The sequence below is a fragment of the Pseudomonas sp. T1.Ur genome (assembly GCF_023516725.1).
Lineage (GTDB): Bacteria > Pseudomonadota > Gammaproteobacteria > Pseudomonadales > Pseudomonadaceae > Aquipseudomonas > Aquipseudomonas alvandae.
The window spans coordinates 4608004-4628896 of record NZ_JAMGSN010000001.1 but is presented as its reverse complement, the minus strand read 5'-3'; the positions used below and the strand labels follow the sequence as shown (position 1 = coordinate 4628896).

Annotated in this window: 16 protein-coding genes; 5 read left to right on the top strand and 11 right to left on the bottom strand. The window is 61.1% G+C overall.

Features of this window, described 5'->3' with window-relative positions; genetic code table 11:
- Positions 1 to 34 precede the first annotated feature (34 nt).
- The 9 genes from M8Q45_RS20600 to M8Q45_RS20560 all read right to left on the bottom strand — a co-directional run bounded on the left by M8Q45_RS20600 (position 35) and on the right by M8Q45_RS20560 (position 12655).
- Entirely contained in the window at positions 35 to 1015 is a 981-nt protein-coding gene (locus M8Q45_RS20600; RefSeq protein ID WP_249876176.1) for a peptide ABC transporter ATP-binding protein, read from the bottom strand.
- Positions 1015 to 1983 (bottom strand): ABC transporter ATP-binding protein, encoded by a 969-nt coding sequence (locus tag M8Q45_RS20595; protein ID WP_249876175.1) that lies wholly within the window; start codon positions 1981 to 1983, stop codon positions 1015 to 1017. The genes M8Q45_RS20600 and M8Q45_RS20595 overlap by 1 nt, the downstream gene beginning before the upstream one ends.
- A gap of 10 nt (positions 1984 to 1993) precedes the next feature.
- Positions 1994 to 2905 carry an ABC transporter permease subunit gene (locus M8Q45_RS20590; RefSeq protein WP_249876174.1) on the bottom strand — a complete coding sequence of 304 codons (912 nt, stop codon included), beginning with the start codon at positions 2903 to 2905 and terminating at the stop codon, positions 1994 to 1996.
- Between the two features lie 10 nt (positions 2906 to 2915).
- On the bottom strand, positions 2916 to 3926 hold the full coding sequence (locus M8Q45_RS20585) for an ABC transporter permease subunit (protein ID WP_063322947.1): 1011 nt from the start codon (positions 3924 to 3926) through the stop codon (positions 2916 to 2918).
- Between the two features lie 76 nt (positions 3927 to 4002).
- Positions 4003 to 5598: an ABC transporter substrate-binding protein gene (locus M8Q45_RS20580; protein WP_249876173.1), complete on the bottom strand. Its 1596-nt coding sequence runs from the start codon at positions 5596 to 5598 to the stop codon at positions 4003 to 4005.
- Between the two features lie 75 nt (positions 5599 to 5673).
- Positions 5674 to 7095, bottom strand: a complete 1422-nt coding sequence (locus tag M8Q45_RS20575; protein WP_249876172.1) for an OprD family porin — start codon at positions 7093 to 7095, stop codon at positions 5674 to 5676.
- Between the two features lie 170 nt (positions 7096 to 7265).
- A complete protein-coding gene (locus tag M8Q45_RS20570) occupies positions 7266 to 8867 on the bottom strand; it encodes an ABC transporter substrate-binding protein (protein WP_249876171.1) in 1602 nt (533 codons plus the stop codon).
- Between the two features lie 305 nt (positions 8868 to 9172).
- The gene (locus M8Q45_RS20565; protein ID WP_249876170.1) at positions 9173 to 10798 is read right to left on the bottom strand and encodes an ABC transporter substrate-binding protein; all 1626 of its coding nucleotides are present in this window, start codon (positions 10796 to 10798) and stop codon (positions 9173 to 9175) included.
- A 255-nt stretch (positions 10799 to 11053) separates the two neighbouring features.
- Positions 11054 to 12655: an ABC transporter substrate-binding protein gene (locus M8Q45_RS20560; RefSeq protein ID WP_249876169.1), complete on the bottom strand. Its 1602-nt coding sequence runs from the start codon at positions 12653 to 12655 to the stop codon at positions 11054 to 11056.
- A 1411-nt stretch (positions 12656 to 14066) separates the two neighbouring features.
- On the opposite strand from M8Q45_RS20560, the gene M8Q45_RS20555 reads away from it, so the two are divergent.
- Positions 14067 to 14450: a DUF6124 family protein gene (locus M8Q45_RS20555; protein ID WP_249876168.1), complete on the top strand. Its 384-nt coding sequence runs from the start codon at positions 14067 to 14069 to the stop codon at positions 14448 to 14450.
- A gap of 201 nt (positions 14451 to 14651) precedes the next feature.
- On the opposite strand, the gene M8Q45_RS20550 is transcribed toward M8Q45_RS20555, so the two are convergent.
- Positions 14652 to 15368 carry an SIMPL domain-containing protein gene (locus M8Q45_RS20550; RefSeq protein ID WP_249876167.1) on the bottom strand — a complete coding sequence of 239 codons (717 nt, stop codon included), beginning with the start codon at positions 15366 to 15368 and terminating at the stop codon, positions 14652 to 14654.
- A 273-nt stretch (positions 15369 to 15641) separates the two neighbouring features.
- Here M8Q45_RS20550 and M8Q45_RS20545 point away from each other — a divergent pair, with 273 nt between their 5' ends.
- From M8Q45_RS20545 to M8Q45_RS20530, 4 genes are all read left to right on the top strand, one after another.
- Entirely contained in the window at positions 15642 to 16904 is a 1263-nt protein-coding gene (locus M8Q45_RS20545) for an ATP-binding protein (protein WP_030139829.1), read from the top strand.
- Positions 16897 to 17457 (top strand): response regulator transcription factor, encoded by a 561-nt coding sequence (locus tag M8Q45_RS20540; RefSeq protein WP_003177957.1) that lies wholly within the window; start codon positions 16897 to 16899, stop codon positions 17455 to 17457. Before M8Q45_RS20545 ends, M8Q45_RS20540 begins: the two co-directional genes overlap by 8 nt.
- Positions 17458 to 17548: 91 nt before the next feature.
- Positions 17549 to 19276, top strand: coding sequence for an ABC transporter ATP-binding protein/permease (locus M8Q45_RS20535; protein WP_249876166.1), 1728 nt, complete (start codon positions 17549 to 17551; stop codon positions 19274 to 19276).
- Between the two features lie 277 nt (positions 19277 to 19553).
- The gene (locus tag M8Q45_RS20530; protein ID WP_214999428.1) at positions 19554 to 20300 is read left to right on the top strand and encodes a FadR/GntR family transcriptional regulator; all 747 of its coding nucleotides are present in this window, start codon (positions 19554 to 19556) and stop codon (positions 20298 to 20300) included.
- 163 nt (positions 20301 to 20463) lie between these two features.
- Here the strand turns inward: M8Q45_RS20530 and M8Q45_RS20525 are convergent, their stop codons facing one another.
- Positions 20464 to 20820 carry a hypothetical protein gene (locus M8Q45_RS20525; protein ID WP_249876165.1) on the bottom strand — a complete coding sequence of 119 codons (357 nt, stop codon included), beginning with the start codon at positions 20818 to 20820 and terminating at the stop codon, positions 20464 to 20466.
- Positions 20821 to 20893 lie beyond the last annotated feature (73 nt).

The window sequence follows — 20893 nt, the reverse complement described above, 5'->3', positions numbered from 1 at the left end:
CTACGCAGCTTCTGCGCAGCTTTTATGCAAGCCCCTACGCCGCGCCGTCGAGGAACCGCTCGGCGTAGTGACACGCCACCAACCGGTTATCCAACGGGCGAAGCGCGGGCTCTTCAGTCTTGCAACGCTCGGTCGCATAGGGGCAGCGCTTGTGGAAGGCGCAGCCGGACGGCGGATTGAGCGGGTTGGGCAGTTCACCGACGATCTTGATCTTCGGCTTGTTCGGGTCCGGGTGGATGGTCGGGGTGGCCGACAGCAGCGCCTGGGTGTACGGGTGCAGCGGGCGGCTGTAGATCGACTCGTTGGGGCCCATTTCCACCGGGCGGCCGAGGTACATCACCATCACGTCGTCGGCGACGTGTTGCACCACCGCCAGGTTGTGGGAGATGAACACGTAGGCGGTGTTGAATTCCTGTTGCAGGTCCATGAACAGGTTCAGCACCTGGGCCTGGATCGACACGTCCAGCGCCGAGGTCGGTTCGTCCGCCACCAGCACCTTGGGTTGCAGCATCATGGCGCGTGCCAGGGCAATGCGCTGGCGCTGGCCGCCGGAGAACATGTGCGGGTAGCGCTGGTAGTGCTCGGGGCGCAGGCCCACCTGCTTCATCATCGCCTGGACTTTTTCCCGCCGCTCGGTGGCCGACAGTTGGGTGTTGATGAGCAATGGCTCGGCCAGTTGATCACCGATTTTCTGCCGCGGGTTGAGGGACGCGTATGGGCTCTGGAACACCATCTGCACGTCTTTGCGCAATTGCTTGCGTTCGGCCTTGTTCGCGCCGGCCACTTCCTGGCCGGCGATTTTCAAGGAGCCGGCGGACGGCTCTTCGATCAGCGTGAGGGCCCGGGCGAGGGTGGATTTGCCGCAACCGGATTCACCCACCACGGCCAGGGTCTTGCCGGCTTCCAGTTCGAACGACACACCGTTGAGGGCGCGCACGGTCGCATGGCCCTTGAACATGCCACGGGACACTTCGTAATGACGGGTCAGGTCACGGGCGGTAAGTACGACGGCCATCACGCCACCTCCTGGTTCAACGGGTAGAAGCAGCGGGCGAGGCTGTTGGATTTCGGATCGAGGCCCGGGCGTTGTTGACGGCAGTTGTCCTGCACGTACGGGCAGCGCGGCGACAGCAGGCAGCCTTGCGGACGGTCGTAGCGACCGGGGACGATGCCGGGCAAGGTCGCCAGGCGCTCGGCACCCATGCTGTGCTCCGGAATCGCCGCGAGCAGCGCTTCGCTGTAGGGGTGGGCCGGAATGTCGAACAGCTGCGGCACCTGGCCCACTTCCACGGCCTGGCCGGCGTACATCACGCACACGCGCTGGGCGGTTTCGGCGACCACGGCGAGGTCGTGGGTGATGAGCACCAGGCCCATGTCCTGCTCTTTTTGCAGGGCCAGCAACAGGTCCATGATCTGTGCCTGGATGGTCACGTCGAGGGCGGTGGTCGGTTCGTCGGCAATCAGCAGTTTCGGCTCGCCGGCAATCGCCATGGCAATCGCGACACGCTGGCTCATGCCGCCGGACAGTTGGTGCGGGTAGGCGTCCATGCGGCTGGCGGCGCCGGGAATCTCGACTTTTTCCAGCAGTTCGATGGCGCGTTTGCGGGCGGCCTTGCCGGACATCTTCAGGTGCAGGCGCAACACTTCTTCGATCTGGAAACCCACGGTGTAGCTGGGGTTGAGCGCGGTCATCGGGTCCTGGAAGACCATCGCCAGGTCCTTGCCGACGATCTGCCGGCGCTGGCGGTTGCTCAGCTTGAGCATGTTCTTGCCATCGAAGTTCAGCGCATCGGCGGTGACGATGCCGGGGTGCTCGATCAGGCCCATCAGCGCCATCATGGTCACGGATTTACCCGAGCCCGATTCGCCGACGATCGCCAGGACTTCGCCTTTTTCCACACTCAGGTCCAGGCCGTCGACCACCGGCACGGCGGTGGCGTCGCCGAAGCGGACGTTGAGATTCTTGATTTCTAGCAGTGACATGGGAATCTCCTCAGGCGGCATTCTTGAGTTTCGGGTCCAGCGCATCGCGCAGCCCGTCGCCCATCAGGTTGATTGCCAGCACGCTGAGCAAAATGGTCAAGCCAGGCAGGCTCACGACCCACCAGGCGCGTTCGATGTAGTCGCGGGCCGAGGCCAGCATGGTGCCCCACTCCGGGGTGGGCGGTTGCACGCCGAGGCCGAGGAAGCCCAGGGCGGCGGCGTCGAGGATCGCCGAGGAGAAGCTCAAGGTCGCCTGGACGATCAGCGGAGCCATGCAGTTGGGCAGCACGGTGATGAACATCAGGCGCGGCAGGCCGGCACCGGCCAGGCGGGCGGCGGTCACGTAGTCGCGGTTCAGTTCGCCCATCACGGCGGCACGGGTCAGGCGCACGTAGGACGGCAGCGAGACGATGGCGATGGCGATCACGGTGTTGATCAGGCCTGGGCCGAGGATGGCGACGATCGCCACGGCCAGCAGCAAGGACGGCAGGGCGAGCATGATGTCCATCAGGCGCATGATGGTCGGGCCGAGGATGCGTGGAAAGAACCCGGCGAACAGGCCCAGCAGGATGCCCGGGATCAGCGACATCACCACCGACGACAAGCCGATCAGCAATGACAGCCGCGAGCCCTGGATCAGGCGCGACAGCAGGTCGCGGCCCAGTTCGTCGGTGCCCAGCAGGAATTGCATCTGCCCACCTTCAAGCCACGCCGGCGGCGTCAGCAGGAAGTCGCGGTATTGCTCGCTCGGGTCGTGCGGTGCGACCCACGGGGCGAAGATCGCGCAGAACACGATCAGGATCATGAACAGCAGCCCGGCGACGGCACCCTTGTTGCGGGAAAACGCTTGCCAGAATTCTTTGTACGGGGACGGGTACAGCAGGCTTTGATCGACTGCTACCGCGGTAGTTGGAGTACTCATGGTCTTGATCTCAGCGCTGGTGACGGATGCGTGGGTTGGCAAAGCCGTAGAGGATGTCCACGACGAAGTTGACCAGAATCACCAGGCAGGCGATTAACAGGATGCCGTTCTGCACCACGGGATAGTCCCGGGCGCCGATGGCTTCGATCAGCCACTTGCCGATGCCCGGCCAGGAGAAGATCGTTTCGGTCAGGACCGCACCGGCCAGCAGCGTGCCGACTTGCAGGCCGACCACGGTCAGCACCGGGATCAGCGCGTTGCGCAGGCCGTGCACGAACACCACGCGCGACGGCGACAGGCCCTTGGCCTTGGCGGTGCGGATGTAGTCCTCGCGCAACACTTCGAGCATCGAAGAACGGGTCATCCGGGCGATCACCGCCAGCGGAATGGTGCCCAGCACAATGGCCGGCAGGATCAGGTGATGCAGGGCATCGAGGAATGCGCCCGGCTCGTCGGCCAGCAGCGTGTCGATCAGCATGAAGCCGGTTTTCGGCTCGATGTCGTAGAGCAGGTCGATCCGTCCCGACACCGGCGTCCAGCCCAGGGACACCGAGAAGAACATGATCAGGATCAGGCCCCACCAGAAGATCGGCATCGAGTATCCCGCGAGGGAAACCCCCATCACCCCATGGTCGAACAGGGACCCTCGCTTGAGCGCCGCGATCACCCCGGCCAGCAGGCCCAGGATACCGGCGAACAACAGCGCGGCCATGGACAGTTCCAGGGTCGCGGGAAACAGTGAGCTGAACTCGGTCCATACGCTTTCACGGGTACGCAGCGATTCGCCGAGGTCGCCCTGGGCCAGTTTGCCGATGTAGTCCAGGTATTGGGCATACAGCGGTTTGTTGAGGCCAAGGCGTTCCATTGCCTGTGCATGCATTTCGGGATCGACCCGACGTTCGCCCATCATCACTTCCACGGGGTCGCCGGGGATCATGCGAATCAACGCGAAGGTCAGCAAGGTGATGCCGAAGAACGTGGGGATCAATAATCCCAGTCGGCGGGCAATAAAACTAAACATCTTCAGGTGTACCTCATCAGCCGGTTAGGCGTGCCCTTCGATGCTTGGGGTCAAGCGTCGAAGGGCGTTTTCTTATCTACTTCACCTGGGTGGTGGCGAAGTTGTTGGTGGTGAGCGGGCTAATCACGTAGCCCTCTACGTTGCTGCGCATTGCCGTGAACATCCGGGTGTGGGCCATGCTGATCCATGGCTGGTCCTGGTTGAAAATCACCTGGGCCTGCTCATAGAGCCTGGCGCGCTCCTCGGGGTTCACTGAGGCGCGTGCCTGGTCGAGCAGCGCCTGGAATTTCTCGTTGCACCAGCGCGCGTAGTTTTCGCCGTTCTTGGCCGCCTCGCAACTGAGCATAGGCGTCAGGAAGTTATCCGGGTCGCCGTTGTCGCCCGCCCATCCGGCGGACACCATGTCGTGTTCGCCGTTTTTCGCGCGCTTGAGCATTTCGCCCCATTCCATCACGCGGATGTCGACCTTGATCCCGACTTTCGCCAGGTCCGCCTGCATCATTTGCGCGCCGAGCATCGGGTTGGGGTTGGTCGGGCCGCCGCCGTTGCGGGTGAACAGGGTGAACACGGTGCCTTCCGGCACGCCGGCTTCCTTGAGCAACTGGCGCGCCTTGTCGAGGTCGCGGGTCGGGTTCTTCAGGTCGTGGTTGAAGCCCAGCAGGGTGGGCGGGTACGGGTTGACCGCCACGGTGGCGTTGCCCTTGCCGAAGAGCGCGTTGACGTAGGCTTCCTTGTCGAAGGCCAGGTCGATGGCTTTGCGCACCCGTACGTCGCTCATGTACTTGTGGCTGGTGTTCAGGGCGGTGTAGGACACGGTCATCGCGTCCAGCTCGGTGACCTTCAGGTTAGGGTCTTTCTTGATGCTGGGGATGTCATCGGGTTTGGGGTACAGCGCGATCTGGCACTCGTTGGTCTTGAGTTTCTGCATGCGCACGTTGTTGTCGGTGGCGATGGCCAATACCAGCGCATCGGCCGGTGGCTTGCCACGGAAGTAGTCCGGGTTGGCCTTGAAGCGAACCTGGGCGTCCTTGTTGTAGCGCTGGAACACGAACGGGCCGGTGCCGATCGGCTTGCTGTTGAGGTCGCCGGTCTTACCTGCCTTGAGCAACTGGTCGGCGTATTCGGCCGGGTAGATCGAGGAGAAGGCCATGGCGATGTCGGCCAGGAACGGCGCTTCGCGGCGGGTCAGGGAGAACTTGACAGTGTGCTCGTCGACTTTCTCGACGTTTTTCAGCAGTTCCTTGAAACCCATGCTTTCAAAGTATGGGAAGCCCACGCTCGACAGTTTGTGCCATGGGTGGTTCGGGTCCAGCTGGCGCTGGAAACTCCAGACCACGTCATCGGCGTTCATGTCGCGGGTCGGCTTGAAGTAGTCGGTGGTGTGGAACTTGACGCCTTTGCGCAGGTGGAAGGTGTACGTCAGGCCGTCGTCACTGATGTCCCAGGACTCGGCGAGGGCTGGAATCACTTCAGTGGTGCCGGGCTTGAAGTCGGCCAGGCGATTGAAAACGGTTTCCGCCGCAGCGTCGGCGGTGACTGCAGTCGTGTACTGGACAATGTCGAAGCCTTCCGGGCTGGCTTCTGTGCAAACCACGAGCGGTTTGGCCGTGGCGCCAACGGCGACACTCAGCAGCGCGGCGGCGATGGCGGCGCGTAGGGGGTTCATGTTCATCGTCAATCCTCTGCAATCGGGTAATTGGCAAAAGACCGGGCGGGCGACCTTGTGAGTCGACCGCCCGGTGGCAGTTTAGAGAATGTTGAACGGGATGGTGGTGACCAGGCGGAATTCGTTGATGTTGCCATCAGCCTGGTTTTCGCTGGCGCGGTGAGTGGTGTAGGTGGCGCGAATCGCGGTGGCCTTGAGCGGGCCACTCTGCACGGCGTAGGAAGCGCCGACACCGTATTCATAGTGAGTTTCGCCATCCATCAGGCTCAAATTGCCGCGCTGGCTGCTTGGATCGGTGTAGGCCGTGCCACGGTAATGTGTGCCGTCGATGCCCCAGCCGCGTGCCTGGTAGATGTTGAACTTCAAGCCCGGTACGCCGTACTCGGCCATGTTCAGGCCGTAGGCGATCTGGAACGATTTCTCGTTCGGGCTGTTGAAGTCCGACAACAGGGAGTTGGCCAGGTAGATGCCGTTGGTTTCGTGCAGGTAGTCGAAGTACTCGTCGCCGTTCACTTCCTGGTAGGAGAACGTCAGGCTGTGGGCCTGGTGAGCAAGGCCGAGCGACAGGGAGTAGGTATCGTTGTCGATATCCCCCATCAGCTTTTTGCCTTCGTCGACGGTTTTGTAGTAGTTCAGGCTGGTGGTCAGGCTGAGTACCTGGCTATCACCCAGCTCGTGGGTAGCGCCGAAGTAGTACTGGTTCCAGAAGTCTTCGACCTTCGCGCCATACAGGCTGGTTTTTAGGCTCTTGAACGGCTGGTAGTTCACGCCAGCGGTGTAGACCTTGTCGGTCTCCACGCCAGTGGCGGAATATTCGCTGCGGAATTTCGACAGGCTCTGCTCGGTCCGCGGCGAAACGCGATCGAAACCGGCCAGGTCGAACGACAGGTTGTTGAATTCTTCGCTGTGCAGGCTGATACCCTCGAAGCTCGAAGGCAGCGCACGGTTACCGATAACGTCGATGATTGGCGTACTGAAGTTCTGGCGACCTGCAGTCAGCGTCGTGTTCGATGCGCGGAACTTGACGTTGGCCAGGCCCAGCTTGCTCCACTGATCCACGGCATCACCGTTGGAGTCCGCCAGGGTACGGTTGGAGCCACCGGCAATGTGTTTGCGGTCCTGGTCCAGAACGACGGCGTTGTAGGCGGCCACTTCGGTGCTGACGCCAACGGTGCCTTGGGTAAAGCCCGACGTGTAGTTGACGATGGTGCCCTGGACCCAGTTGATACGACGAGCAATGGGAGTGGCCGGTACGGACGGGTCATTTTTGACGCTGTTTGGCTTGTAGCTGAATCGGTCGTCGCGACGTTTCAGCTCGTTGGAGTACCAGTTACGAGTGGTGCCCCCCAGGCTCTGGCCGTCGATGAAGCCTTTTGCTTCGCTCTGGGCGCTGCTGTCGGCCAGCGCGGTAGGAACGAATTCCTGGCTGACAGATTCAGCATAAGCCGTGGCCGTAACGCTGCTGATGGCCAAGGCCAGTATCGCGGTGCTGCTCAGTTTCATCGGTAACGCTCCTTTTCTTTCTTTTTCACGCCGTTCTTTTTTGGTGATACGGCTATCGGTTTGCAACTCATTTCCAGCTTGCAAACGTTTGCATGTCGCCTGATCGGCGAATTACGGCAAGACGTCTGCGTGAGGGCTTCCAGGGAAGCCCTCGCTGTGCGGCTAAGCGGTTATGGGTTCAGGCTGACGCCCGAGAAGACGTTGCGACCGAAGGGGCTGACTTTGAACCCTTCGACTTTGGCACTCAGCGGCTGGTTGACCGTCGAGTGGGCAACAGGGGTGATCGGCACTTGCTGCTTGAGCAACTGCTGGGCCTGTTTGTAGAGCACGGTGCGCTGGTCGCGGTCGGTGACGACCTTGGCCTGCTTGATCAGCTTGTCGTAGTCCTGGTCACACCACATGGAGTAGTTGTTGCCGCCAATGGCGTCGCAGCTATAGAGCGTGCCCAGCCAGTTGTCCGGGTCCCCGTTGTCACCGGTCCAGCCGATCAGGCTGATGTCATGCTCGCCGTTCTTGGTGCGCTTGATGTACTCGCCCCATTCGTAGCTGACGATCTTCACCTTCAGGCCGATCTTCGCCCAATCCGCCTGGAGCATCTCGGCCATCAGCTTGGCGTTGGGGTTGTACGGGCGTTGCACGGGCATGGCCCAGAGGGTGATTTCGGTGCCTTCCTTGACCCCGGCGGCCTTGAGCAATTCCTTGGCTTTTTCCGGGTTGTAGGGCGTGTCCTTGATGGTGTCGTCGTAGGACCACTGCGTCGGCGGCATGGCGTTCTGCGCCAGTTGCCCGGCGCCCTGGTACACGGCATTGAGAATGCCTTGCTTGTTCACCGCCATGTCCAGCGCCCGGCGCACTTCGACCTGGTCGAACGGCTTGTGGCGGGTGTTATAGGCGATGTAGCCGAGGTTGAAGCCCGGTTTTTCGATCAGTTGCAGCTTGGGGTCGTTCTTCAAGGCTGGCACGTCGGCGGGACGTGGATGCAGGGTGACCTGGCATTCGTTGGCCTTGAGCTTCTGCACCCGTACCGACGCATCGGTGTTGATGGAGAAAATCAGGTTTTTCAGCTTCACCCGTTCCGGCGCCCAGTACTTGTCGTTGGCGACATAACGAATGTTGGAGTCTTTCTGATAGCTCTTGAACTCGAACGGCCCGGTGCCGATCGGCTTCTGGTTGATGTCGCTCGGCTTGCCGCTCTTGAGCAGTTGGTCGGCGTATTCGGCCGAGAGGATCGCGGCGAAGCTCATGGCGATGTTCTGGATGAACGCGGCGTCCACGCTGTTGAGCGTCATCACCACGGTCAGCGGCCCGGTTGCTTCGACCTTGGCGATGTTCTTGTTCAGGCTCATGCCGTTGAAGTAGGGGAACTCGGTGGGGTAGGCCTTGCGGAACGGATGCTGCGGGTCAAGCATGCGGTTGAAGGTAAACAGCACGTCGTCGGCGTTGAAATCCCGGGTCGGCGTGAAGTAATCCGTGGTGTGGAATTTCACCCCTTCGCGCAGGTGGAAGGTGTACTTCAAGCCGTCTTCGGAAATGTCCCAGCTTGTCGCCAGGCCGGGGACTACGTTGGTCGCGCCTTTTTCAAACTCGGCCAGGCGGTTGTACAGCGGCTCGGCCGCATCGTTGTCGGTGGCCGTGGTGTATTGCGCGGTGTCGAAACCGGCAGGGCTGCCTTCGGAACAGAACACCAGGCTGCCGCCGGCGGCCTGGGCTGCGGAGGTCGCGGCCAACAGGCCGGTGCCCAGCAATGCGGATAAAACCAAGGTATGGCGCATGACGCTCCCTCTCTCGTTCGGGGTGTTTGACAGTGAACCGGTGTCCTTCCGGGGACAGGTCCGGCGCACTGAGCTCATTCCATTGCGTAGCGATGCCGCAGGGCTGGCAAGTCGCCCCGGTGACGACGGTATGAGCCGTGGGCCGGGCGGTAAATGCGTAATACCTGAAAGACTCGTGGGAAAAGGCGATACGTCCTAAACCGACTGCTGTGGTACGCAGTGCTTTTGGATGTAGGCGATTTCCTGAGTCTTGGTCTCGGCAGATAAAGCAACGGCGACGTTGAGAACGCCGCCGTTGCTTGTCTTTATTTGCTGACGCTGACGCCGTAGAAGGAGTTCAAGCCAAAGGGGCTGATCTTGAAATCCTGCACGTTGGCGCGCATGGGTTGATACACCGTCGAGTGAGCGATAGGTGTCATCGGCACAGCATCCTTGAGGACGTGTTGCGCCTGTTTGTACAGTTCGGTGCGCTTGGCCTGGTCGGTGGTGCGCTTGGCTTCCTTCACGAGGCCGTCGAACTTCTTGTCACACCATTTGGAGAAGTTGTTGCCGGCCAGCGAGTCGCAGCCGAACAGCACGTTGAGCCAGTTGTCCGGGTCACCGTTGTCACCGCTCCAGCCAATGATCATGGCCTGGTTCTCGCCACCTTTGGAACGCTTGATATATTCGCCCCATTCATAGCTGACGATGTTGACGTTCAGGCCGATTTTCTTCCAGTCGGACTGCAGCATCTCGGCCATCAACTTGGCGTTCGGGTTGTACGGACGCTGCACCGGCATCGCCCACAGGGTGATGTTGGTGCCTTCCTTGACGCCGGCTTCCTTGAGCAGCTCCTTGGCTTTCTCAGGGTCGTACTTGGCATCCTTGATGGTGGTGTCGTAGGACCATTGGGTCGGCGGCATGGCGTTGACCGCCAGCTGGCCGGCGCCCTGGTAGACCGAGTCGATGATCTGCGGCTTGTTGACCGCCATGTCCAGCGCCTGGCGGACCTTCAGGTTGGCCAGCACGTTCGGCTCGTTGCTGCCCTTGATCTTGTCCATCACGTTGTAGGCGATGTAGCCCAGGTTGAAACCGGCCTGGTCAGGCATCTTCAGCGTCTTGTCTTCCTTCAGGGCCTTGAGGTCGGCCGGGCGTGGGAAGAGGGTGATCTGGCATTCGTTTTTCTTGAGCTTCTGCATGCGCACCGACGGGTCGGTGGTGATGGCGAAGATCAGGTTGTCGATCTTGACGTCGTCAGGCTTCCAGTAGTCCTTGTTCCCGGTGTAGCGGATGTTGGAGTCTTTCTGGTAGCTCTTGAACACGAACGGGCCAGTGCCGACCGGCTTCTGGTTGATGTCCGGGGCCTTGCCTTCCTTGAGCAGTTGGGCGCCGTATTCGGCGGACTGGATCGAGGCGAAGCTCATGGCCATGTTCTGGATGAACGCGGCGTCTACATCCTTGAGGGTGAACTTGACGGTGTGGTCGTCGACTTTATCGATCTTGGTGATGTTGGTGTCCATCCCCATGTCGGTGAAGTACGGGAATTCGGTCGGGTACGCCTTACGGAACGGGTCGTCCTTGTTGATCATGCGGTTGAACGTGAACAGCACGTCGTCGGCATTGAACTCACGGGTCGGCTTGAAGTACGGGGTGGTGTGGAACTTGACGCCTTCACGCAGGTGGAAGGTATAGGTGAGGCCGTCTTCGGAAATGTCCCACTTGGTGGCCAGGCCAGGAATCACGGCGGTGCCGCCGCGCTCAAACTGGGTCAGGCGGTTGAACATGGTTTCTGCAGAGGCGTCGAAGTCGGTTCCGGTGGTGTACTGACCAGGGTCGAAACCGGCCGGGCTGCCTTCGGAGCAGAACACCAGGTTAGTCGCGGCGGAAGCGAAAGGAGCGCTGGCTAACAAGCCTGCGCCGACTAAAAACGGAATGACCGCGTGTTTAAGCATGTTGGCCTCATGATTTGTTGTCATTTTTGGATTTGAGGGCGACCTCGTGAGTCGTCCTGCGGATACTTATGCAGGCCCCATACCCAATGCAAGATCCAGAGCGGTTACAAGTCTGAAACAGTGGCACGAACGTACCTTAATGTCGCATCTTTGTAACTTCTGACGCATTTGACCGTTTGCGCAGGCTTTTTTGGGGCGAAACGCGCTCCTTGGCGGTGCGGCGCAAGACCGCTACGCACCGCCATGGGGCGGGTTTTACTTGTTCAAACCCACGCCGTAGAAGGGTGTGAGGCCAAATGGGCTGAGTTTGAAATCCACCACTTCCTTGCGTATCGGCTGGAACACCGTTGAGTTGGCAATGGGCGTGATGGGCACTTGCTGCTTGAGGATTTTCTGCGCCTGCTGGTACAGGTCGATCCGTTTTTGCCGGTCGGTCGACACCTTGGCTTGCTGGACCAGTCGGTCGTAGGCCGGGTCGCACCACTTGGCGTAGTTGCTGCCCTTGACCGCCGCGCAGCTATAAAGCACGCCCAGCCAGTTGTCCGGGTCGCCATTGTCGCCGGTCCAACCGTAGATCATCGCGTCATGCTCACCGTTCTTGGCGCGCTTGATGTATTCGCCCCATTCGTAGCTGACGATGTTGGCCTTGATGCCGATCTTGGCCCAATCCTGCTGGATCATTTGCGCCGACATCCGCGCGTTCGGGTTGGAGGCGCGCTGCACCGTCATCGCCCACAAATCAATGGTTGTACCGGGCGCAACCCCGGCTTCCTTGAGGAGCGCCTTGGCCTTGGTCACGTCATGGGGCGCGTCCTGGATCGCCGGGTCGAATGACCATTGGGCCGGCGGCAAGGCGTTTTGCGCCAGTTGCCCGGCGCCCTGGTACACAGCCTTGATGATTGCCGGCTTGTCGATGGCCATGTCCAGCGCCTGGCGGACCTTGAGCTGGTCCAGCGGCGGGTGCGTCACGTTGTAGGCGAGAAAGCCCAGGTTGAAGCCGGGCTGCTTGAGCACCCGCAGGTTCGGGTCCTGCTCCATCACCTCAATGTCGGCGGGGCGCGGATAACCGCTGACCTGGCATTCGCCACGCTTGAGCTTTTGCAGGCGCACGGCGGCGTCCGGGGTGATGGAAAAAATCAGGTTGTCGAGCTTCACGTCCTCGGGTTTCCAGTACGCGGTGTTGGCGGCGTAGCGGATCTGCGAGTCCTTCTGGTAACGCTTGAACACGAACGGCCCGGTGCCGACGGGTTTCTGGTTCAGGTCGCCGGCCTTGCCTTCCTTCAACAGCTGCGCCGCGTATTCGGCGGATTGCACCGAGGCAAAACTCATCGCCAGATTCTGCACGAAGGCCGCATCGACGTTGTTCAGGCTGAAACGCACGGTGTGCTCGTCGACTTTCTCGACGTTTTTGATCGTGGTGTTCAGGCCCATGTCGGTGAAGTACGGCGACTCGGTGGGGTAGGCCTGGCGGAACGGATGTTGCGGATCGAGCAGACGCTGGAAAGTGAACAGCACGTCGTCGGCGTTGAAGTTGCGGGTGGGGGTGAAGTAGTCGGTGGTGTGAAATTTCACGCCGTCGCGCAGGTGGAAGGTGTAGGCCAGGCCATCGGCGGACACGTCCCAACTCGTCGCCAAACCGGGCTCGACCTCGGTACCGCCGCGCTTGAATTGGGTGAGGCGATTGAAAACGGTTTCGGCCGAGGCGTCGAAGTCGGTGCCGCTGGTGTATTGGCTGGGATCGAAGCCGGCGGGGCTGGCTTCGGAGCAGTAGACCAGGGTGGTCGCGGCCTGGGCCAGTGGGGCGCTGCCGATCAGGGCCAGGGCGAGCAGGAGGGGCTTGAAGGTGGTTCTGTCCATGAAATCCCTTGGGGGCGGTGAGGTTTTCAGCAGAGTAGCGTTGCGGGCGGGGGTGTTGGAAATATCGAAAAGTGAGGGGGACTGTTGGGTTTGGGCATAGCCTCTTGGACGAGGCGGCCAGATAGCCGGCCTGGTTCTTCCTGCTGTACTCCGATCAAACTGTGGGAGCGAGCTTGCTCGCGATGGCGGCCTTCCAGTCGGGTACATATCCATTGCTGCGGTAACGGCTACTTAGGGTTCCGCCCTTACGGCGGGTCACTTTTGGAAGAGCGCCAAAAGTAACCAAAAGCGCTTTGCCCCACCACTCGGCACCTCGCTTAGGCTCGGTGTGCCCTCACTCCGGCATCGCTCCGTGGGCCCGCCGCGAAGGGCCATCCATGGCCCAGCGCGGCTATCCCGGCATCCATGCCGGGATGCCCACTGCGCAATGCCTGCGTTCGGCCATCGTGGTTAACGGGGCCCCCAGATCAAAAGCCGGGCCGAGGCGGCCTTATAGCCGACCTGGCTCTTGCGGTCGTGCACCCTTCAAATCTGTGGGGGCAAAGCTTGCTCGCGAGGCGGCCTGGTAGCCGACCTGGCTCTCCCGGTCATATCCCAATCCATTGTGGGAGCGAGCCTGCTCGCGAAGGCGGCCTAGTAGCCGGCCTATCTCTCACGAATGTACCCGATCAGTTGTGTGTGGGTTTGTTCGCGAAGGTGGCCTGAAAGCCCAGGTATGAAGGCTGGTCATTTCATGCCTAAGAAAAATATTTTGACTTTTCAAGGCGGCCGAATCTTTCGCTGTCCACATTCCATAAAACGTGGACAGTTCTCTCGTGCTGTTTTTGGAGATGTCAAAACTATTGTGCGACTCCGTTCTGAGAAGACCCCAGCAGAGGTCGAAGCAATATGCCTATGTCCCGCCGACCACCAAACCCGTGGCGAGGGAGCTTGCTCCCGCTGGGGCGCGAAGCGGCCCCAAGAGCAGCGACTGCATCCATCTGACGTACCGAGGTGTCAGGTTTGGGGCTGCTGCGCAGCCCAGCGGGAGCAAGCTCCCTCGCCACGGGCCGCGCCAAGAAGGGGGATGAGTCATTCATCTGTGTCGGAAGGATCACCGGCCCGGAAACGAAACATCCCACAGCTTTTTAGGGTTGCCGGTCGGAAGTGGGGTCTCTAACCTTTGAACGTCGCTGCCAAAGCAGCGACCGGGCGTGAGAAACCCGAATAATAGGCATCCAGCCTCTGTACCTGCATAATTGCCGCCAGCTTATCCGCTGTCTGTAATGCGTTATGGCGGCTGTGTGCGGGCAGGCTTCGGTCTGGCCGAGTACCTATTCTCGGATTTCTCACCCCTGCACATAGCTGCCACCACTTTGCCGAGTGAGAAACGGCAAGTGATGGTCTTCATCACTCAATAGGTACAAATTAAATGGATAAGTCAGTCCCCGATCCCCCCTTCAACAGAACAAACCCGCTAGCAGAATTCGACGCCATCGAAGACCTGCTGAAAGACCGAGCCGCCGCCGATCGGGCCCTCGATCATTACCTCAACCCAAAGCCTCCAAAGCCCAGTACCGATCCACGCATCGATAGCCTGTTCTCCGTTACCGCCAAGGCCGACACCGATACGCTGTTGACCAGCACTTCCGAAACCCTGGCCTCGATCAAGACCATGGCCGAGGACCTGGCGTTTGAAGTGGAGGGCACCCGGCGCAGCGTGGCGCTGGGGATTCATCAGTTGGTGGAGTTGTGCCAGTTGCTGGTGGACAAGGCGCTTGATCAGCTTGAGGTACCGGCCACCCCGGCGCCGTGATCCTCCTGTGGCGAGGGAGCTTGCTCCCGCTGGGGCGCGAAGCGGCCCCAACAGCAGCGACTGTATCCATCTGATACACCGAGTTGTCAGGTTTGGGGCCGCTGCGCAGCCCAGCGGGAGCAAGCTCCCTCGCCACGGGAGTTTTGTCGCAGGGCTTCAGGGTTCAGCCAGTACGAAGCTGGCTGAACCCGCTGTCCATCATCACTGCATCAACACCTCAACCACACCATCCGCCGTCATCGTCACCTTGCTGGTGCCCGCTTCCACTTCCGGTGTCACCGACTCGGCATCCATCGACGCCGCTTTCATCATCATTTGCGGGCGCATGTACGGTTGTGGATAGCCGTTGGTGTTGAAGTTCAGGTTGACGATCTTGTAGCCCTTGCCGCCCAGGGCTTCGGTGGCCAGTTGAGCACGGGCCTTGAAGGCGTTGACGGCATCCTTGAGCAGGGCGTCTTCGCTGGTCTGGCGGGTGGCGGTGGCGATGGCGAAGTCCATGCCGGCCATTTTCATGTCGGTGAGCAATTCGCCGGTGAGTTTGGACAGGGCGGCGAAGTCGGCGCTTTCCAGGCGCAGTTCGGCGCGTTCGCGCCAGCCGGTGATTTTCCCGCCTTTATTGTCGTAGATCGGGTAACTGTTGCGGCTGCCCTGGCTCAAGTTGACGCCCTTGACCTGTTTGGCCTGGCCGATGGCTTTGTTCAGCGTGGTGCTGACGGCCGCGGCGAGCTTGGCCGGGTCGGTATTCTGCTCTTCGGTGTAGAGGGTGACGATCATCAGGTCGCGGGCCACTTCCTGGCTGGCTTCGGCGCGCAGGGAGATCTGGTTGTAGTGCAGCTCATCGGCGGCCAGGGCCGGCAGGCTGGCGACGGTGCCGAGGCTGAGGGCGAGCAGGGCGGCGGGGCGACTGAACGTGTGCATGAAAGCTCCTTGGGAAAAAATGCAGCTTCAAGCTACTAGCTTCAAGCTGCAAGTAAAAGCTTGTAACTGTAGCCTCTGGCTTGCAGCTTGCAGCTTGCAGCTTGCAGCTTGCAGCTTGCAGCTTGCAGCTTGCAGCTTGCAGCTTGCAGCTTGCAGCTTGCAGCTTGCAGCTTGCAGCTGCTCCCTGTGGCGCTTTGCCGCATATCTGCCTCTGCCCACCGCGCCTTGGTTATACTCCGTGCGATCCGCCTGGAGCGCTCATCAGGAGAGCTCATGCTCGCCCCTTTGCAAATGACTTCCGCTTCTCGCCAGAACCTCTGGCGCCTGACGTTTATCCGCATTCTGGTCCTCGCGGCCCAGGCCGGCTCGGTGGGGCTCGCCTATTGGTTCGACCTGCTGCCGCTGCCCTGGCTGCAATTGGCGATCACGTTGGTTTTCTCCAGCGTACTCTGCGCGTTGACGGCGATTCGCCTGCGTACCTCGTGGCCGGTGACCGAACTTGAATACGCCGTGCAACTGGCCTGCGACCTGTTTATCCACAGTGCGTTGCTGTACTTCTCCGGCGGCTCCACCAACCCTTTCGTGTCGTATTACCTGGTGCCGTTGACCATTGCGGCGGTGACGCTGCCATGGCGTTTTTCGCTGATCCTGTCCGGGATCGCCCTGGCGTTGTACACCTTGCTGCTGGCGCGGTTCTATCCGCTGGAAACCTTCCCCATCGCCCGGGAAAACCTGCAGATCTACGGCATGTGGCTGAGTTTTGCCCTGGCTGCGGCGGTCATCACCTTTTTTGCCGCGCGCATGGCTGAAGAGCTGCGTCGCCAGGAAGAGCTGCGGGCCATTCGCCGTGAAGAAGGCCTGCGGGACGAGCAATTGCTGGCCGTAGCAACCCAGGCCGCCGGCGCCGCCCATGAACTGGGCACGCCGTTGGCGACCATGAGCGTGTTGCTCAAGGAAATGCGCCAGGACCATAAAGACCCGGCGTTGCAGGAAGACCTCAGCGTGCTGCAGGACCAGGTCAAACTCTGCAAGGAAACCCTGCAATACCTGGTGCGCGCCGCCGAGGCCAACCGTCGGCTGGACATCGACATGCAGGCAGTCACGTTCTGGCTCGACGATGCCCTTAACCGCTGGCACCTGATGCGCCCCGAAGCCAGTTACCGCTTCCAGTGCCTGGGCAAGGGCACGGTGCCGCGCATGGCGCCGCCGCCGGACTTGACCCAAGCGCTGCTGAACCTGCTGAACAATGCCGCCGACGCCTGCCCCGAAGGGTTGGAAGTGGTGTTGGACTGGGATGCCTATGAACTGACGATCTGCATCCGCGACCACGGCGCCGGTGTGCCGCTGGCGATTGCCGAGCAGATCGGCAAACCGTTTTTCACCACCAAGGGCAAAGGTTTCGGCCTGGGCCTGTTCTTGAGCAAGGCCAGCGTGACACGCGCCGGCGGCTCGGTGAAACTCTACCCCCATGAGGAAGGCGGCACGCTCACCGAGCTGCGCCTGCCCCATGCCGACCGAGGAGACGAATATGAGTGACGAGATCCAAGTCGACGGCGAAGAACTGCCGCACCTGCTGCTGGTGGATGACGACGCCACCTTCACCCGCGTCATGGCCCGCGCCATGTCCCGTCGCGGTTTTCGGGTCAGCACCGCCGGCTCCGCCGAAGAGGGCCTGACCATCGCCCAGGCCGACCTGCCAGACTACGCCGCGCTTGACCTGAAGATGGACGGCGATTCGGGCTTGGTGCTGTTGCCCAAGTTGCTGGAGCTGGACCCGGAAATGCGCGTGGTGATCCTCACCGGTTATTCGAGCATCGCCACCGCTGTCGAAGCCATCAAGCGCGGTGCCTGCAATTACTTGTGCAAACCGGCGGATGCCGATGACGTGCTGGCGGCGCTGCTGTCCGAGCACGCCGACCTTGACACCCTGGTGCCGGAAAACCCCATGTCGGTGGATCGCCTGCAATGGGAGCACATCCAGCGCGTGTTGACCGAGCACGAAGGCAACATCTCCGCCACGGCCCGCGCCCTGGGCATGCACCGCCGCACCTTGCAGCGCAAATTGCAGAAGCGTCCGGTGCGTCGCTGAACCTGCGCTGAACGAATGCTGTCCACCCTCGCGATATATCGGGCCGTTGCTCTATGATCGGCCCGAGTTTTTTCATTATTGAGCCCTAACCATGAATCAGAACGCTGAATATTCCGCGGTCAATGACGCGGTGCGCGGCCAGTTTTTCCGCCGTGTCTGGCAAATGACCACGCCATACTGGCGCAGTGAGGAGAAGGGCAAGGCCTGGACGCTGCTGATCGCCGTGATCGCGCTGTCGCTGTTCAGCGTGGCGATCTCGGTGTGGATCAACAGTTGGTACAGGGATTTCTACAACGCCCTTCAAGAGAAGGACACCGCGGCTTTCTGGCGGTTGATCCTGTATTTCTGCGGCATCGCGGCGGTGGCGATCCTTGGCGCGGTGTACCGTTTGTACCTCACGCAGATGCTCACCATCCGCTGGCGGGCCTGGCTCACCGAGCAGCACTTCGCCCGTTGGCTCGCTGACAAGAATTACTATCGACTGGAGCAGGGCGGTTACACCGATAACCCGGACCAGCGGATTTCCGAGGACCTCAACAGTTTTACCACCAACACCTTGAGCCTGGGCCTGGGGCTGCTGCGCACCGTGGTCAGCCTGGTGTCGTTCTCGGTCATCCTGTGGGGCGTTTCCGGCAGTATTGAAGTGTTCGGCTACACCATTCCCGGCTACATGTTCTGGTGCGCGCTGGTGTACGCGGCGGTCGGCAGTTGGCTGACGCACCTGATCGGCCGTCGCCTGATCGGCCTGAACAACAACCAGCAGCGCTTCGAAGCCGACCTGCGTTTCTCCATGGTGCGGGTGCGCGAGAACGCCGAGAGTATCGCGCTGTATGGCGGCGAGCCCAACGAGAATCGTCGCTTGAGCGGTCGTTTCGGCCTGGTCTGGCATAACTTCTGGGACATCATGCGGGTGTCCAAGCGACTGACGTTCTTCACCTCCGGTTATGGGCAGATCGCGATTATCTTTCCGTTCATCGTCGCCGCCCCGCGTTATTTCGCCGGCAAGATCCAACTGGGCGAGCTCATGCAGATCAACTCGGCGTTCGGTAACGTGCAGGAGAATTTCAGTTGGTTCATCACCGCCTACGCCGATCTTGCCGCGTGGCGCGCCACCTGTGATCGCTTGTTGAGCTTCCGCCAGGCGATGAGCGACAACGAAGACCGCGTGCCTGCCATCGATGTGCAGAACCAGGGTAACGAGCTGAACGTACGCAACCTCGGGCTGGACCTGAGCGATGGTCGCCATTTGCTGACCCACGCCGAGCTGGATGTCGAACCGGGCGAGCGGGTGATGCTCAGCGGTCGTTCCGGCAGCGGCAAGTCCACCTTGCTGCGCGCGATGGGGCATCTGTGGCCTGCCGGGCATGGCAGCATTCGATTGCCGGCGGCCCGTTATCTGTTCCTGCCGCAAAAGCCTTACTTGCCGATTGGCAGCCTGCGCGAAGTGCTGAGTTATCCACAAGCCGGCGACGTTTACCCCAACGAGCGTTATGCACAGGTGCTGGAAACCTGTCGCCTGCCGCACCTGATCCCGCGGCTGGATGAAAGCAACCACTGGCAGCGCATGCTCTCGCCCGGTGAGCAACAACGCCTGGCCTTTGCCCGCGCATTGCTTTACGCGCCGTTATGGTTGTACATGGACGAAGCCACGTCGGCGATGGATGAAGAAGACGAGGCGACGCTGTACCAGGCGCTGATCGACCAGCTGCCGGGCCTGAGCATTGTCAGTGTTGGCCACCGAAGCAGTTTGAAACGTTTCCATCCGCGACATGTGCGTATCGAAAATGGCCAACTGGTGGAGCAGGCCGTGACCGCCTGACCACCCAAGACCTGTGGGAGCGAGCTTGCTCGCGATAGCGGTAGGTCGGTTAATTTTGCGGTGACTGACCCGCCGCCATCGCGAGCAAGCTCGCTCCCACAAGGGTTTGGGGTGAACCGGGTGTTTAGGTCTACCACCAATCCCATGTGGGAGCGAGCTTGCTCGCGATGCAGCCGACTCGGTGCCAGCATCCGACTCGCCACTGCACCCCCGGTGATCGTACAACCACGTTGCGCTATGATGTTGTCATTCAGCCGCTTGCCGAGACACAGACACAATGGAAAACCCGATCGACGTACCCCGCCTTCCCCGCAAGCGCCGCAGCCTGGCGCAGGAGCTGGTGACGGTCCTGACCGAGCAGATTCGCGACGGCCTGCTCAAGCGTGGCGATAAATTGCCCACCGAGTCGGCGATCATGGAAGCCCATGGCGTCAGCCGCACCGTCGTGCGCGAGGCGATCTCCCGGTTGCAGGCGGCCGGCCAGGTGGAAACCCGCCACGGCATTGGCACTTTCGTGCTGGACACGCCCAGCCCGAGCGGCTTTCGCATCGACCCGGCCACGGTGGTCACCTTGCGTGATGTACTGGCGATCCTGGAATTGCGCATCAGCCTGGAGGTGGAATCCGCCGGGCTGGCGGCGCAGCGCCGCAGTGACGAGCAGTTGGCGACGATGCGCGCCGCCCTCGACGCCTTGAAGGAAAGCGCCGCCCACGCCAGCGACGCAGTGGCCTCGGACTTCGCCTTCCACCTGGAAATTGCCCTGTCCACCGGTAACCGCTATTTCACCGACATCATGACCCACCTGGGCACCAGCATCATCCCGCGTACCCGGCTGAACTCGGCGCGCCTGGCCCATGACGACCAGCAGCACTACATGGACCGCCTGAGCCGCGAGCACGAGGAAATCTACGAAGCCATTGCCCGCCAAGACTCCGACGCGGCCCGTGCGGCGATGCGTCTGCACCTGACCAACAGCCGCGAAAGGCTGCGCCAGGCTCATGAAGAGGCGCAGGCGCAGGGCTGAAACGCTCACTGTTCTTGTGGCGAGGGAGCTTGCTCCCGCTGGGCCTGTAGGAGCTGTCGAGCGAAGCGAGGCTGCGATCTTTCCCCAGACACCTGAGTCGCAAGTGAAAGATCAAAAGATCGTCCGAACGCGGCCCGAGCCTTCGGCAGCTCCTACACGCGGTCTACGCCTCGATCCGCAACATCAGCGGGTCGGATTTATCGTTATCCCAGCCGCTCTCATAGCTAACCTCGTAACGAAGCTCGACCGATTTGCCTTTGAAAGCTGCCAAATCGGCGCCAGTTAACGTCACTGTCACATCCTTGCGTGGCGTCCCTTCCTCACCCTCGGTCAGAGGTGTAAACGCGCCTACCGTCGTTGAAGACGTCGAGCTGACGCCCAGAGTCAGTTGGGCGTTCGAGTACGGTTCGAAAGCAGCATCGGGAATCTTCACGGTTACCGTCTTTATCTTTGACAGGCTGATCGTGACTTCTCCTGTGGCCGGAAAATCCTTGAGCGTGGGCTTCGCATACGTTGTCATGATGTCACTCCTGGTCGTCGCAGATGGGCGACTCACTTGGAAATAGTGAAAGGGACTGCGAAAGAGGCTACGA

What these genes read in the sequence shown, in the direction of transcription:
- M8Q45_RS20600 (WP_249876176.1), bottom strand. Translation starts at nt 1,015, where the DNA reads ATGGCCGTCGTACTTACCGCCCGTGACCTGACCCGTCATTACGAAGTG.
- M8Q45_RS20545 (WP_030139829.1), top strand. Translation starts at nt 15,642, where the DNA reads ATGCTCGCCCCTTTGCAAATGACTTCCGCTTCTCGCCAGAACCTCTGG.
- M8Q45_RS20555 (WP_249876168.1), top strand. Translation starts at nt 14,067, where the DNA reads ATGGATAAGTCAGTCCCCGATCCCCCCTTCAACAGAACAAACCCGCTA.
- M8Q45_RS20530 (WP_214999428.1), top strand. Translation starts at nt 19,554, where the DNA reads ATGGAAAACCCGATCGACGTACCCCGCCTTCCCCGCAAGCGCCGCAGC.
- M8Q45_RS20585 (WP_063322947.1), bottom strand. Translation starts at nt 3,926, where the DNA reads ATGTTTAGTTTTATTGCCCGCCGACTGGGATTATTGATCCCCACGTTC.
- M8Q45_RS20565 (WP_249876170.1), bottom strand. Translation starts at nt 10,798, where the DNA reads ATGCTTAAACACGCGGTCATTCCGTTTTTAGTCGGCGCAGGCTTGTTA.
- M8Q45_RS20550 (WP_249876167.1), bottom strand. Translation starts at nt 15,368, where the DNA reads ATGCACACGTTCAGTCGCCCCGCCGCCCTGCTCGCCCTCAGCCTCGGC.
- M8Q45_RS20560 (WP_249876169.1), bottom strand. Translation starts at nt 12,655, where the DNA reads ATGGACAGAACCACCTTCAAGCCCCTCCTGCTCGCCCTGGCCCTGATC.
- M8Q45_RS20540 (WP_003177957.1), top strand. Translation starts at nt 16,897, where the DNA reads ATGAGTGACGAGATCCAAGTCGACGGCGAAGAACTGCCGCACCTGCTG.
- M8Q45_RS20535 (WP_249876166.1), top strand. Translation starts at nt 17,549, where the DNA reads ATGAATCAGAACGCTGAATATTCCGCGGTCAATGACGCGGTGCGCGGC.
- M8Q45_RS20580 (WP_249876173.1), bottom strand. Translation starts at nt 5,598, where the DNA reads ATGAACATGAACCCCCTACGCGCCGCCATCGCCGCCGCGCTGCTGAGT.
- M8Q45_RS20525 (WP_249876165.1), bottom strand. Translation starts at nt 20,820, where the DNA reads ATGACAACGTATGCGAAGCCCACGCTCAAGGATTTTCCGGCCACAGGA.
- M8Q45_RS20595 (WP_249876175.1), bottom strand. Translation starts at nt 1,983, where the DNA reads ATGTCACTGCTAGAAATCAAGAATCTCAACGTCCGCTTCGGCGACGCC.
- M8Q45_RS20590 (WP_249876174.1), bottom strand. Translation starts at nt 2,905, where the DNA reads ATGAGTACTCCAACTACCGCGGTAGCAGTCGATCAAAGCCTGCTGTAC.
- M8Q45_RS20570 (WP_249876171.1), bottom strand. Translation starts at nt 8,867, where the DNA reads ATGCGCCATACCTTGGTTTTATCCGCATTGCTGGGCACCGGCCTGTTG.
- M8Q45_RS20575 (WP_249876172.1), bottom strand. Translation starts at nt 7,095, where the DNA reads ATGAAACTGAGCAGCACCGCGATACTGGCCTTGGCCATCAGCAGCGTT.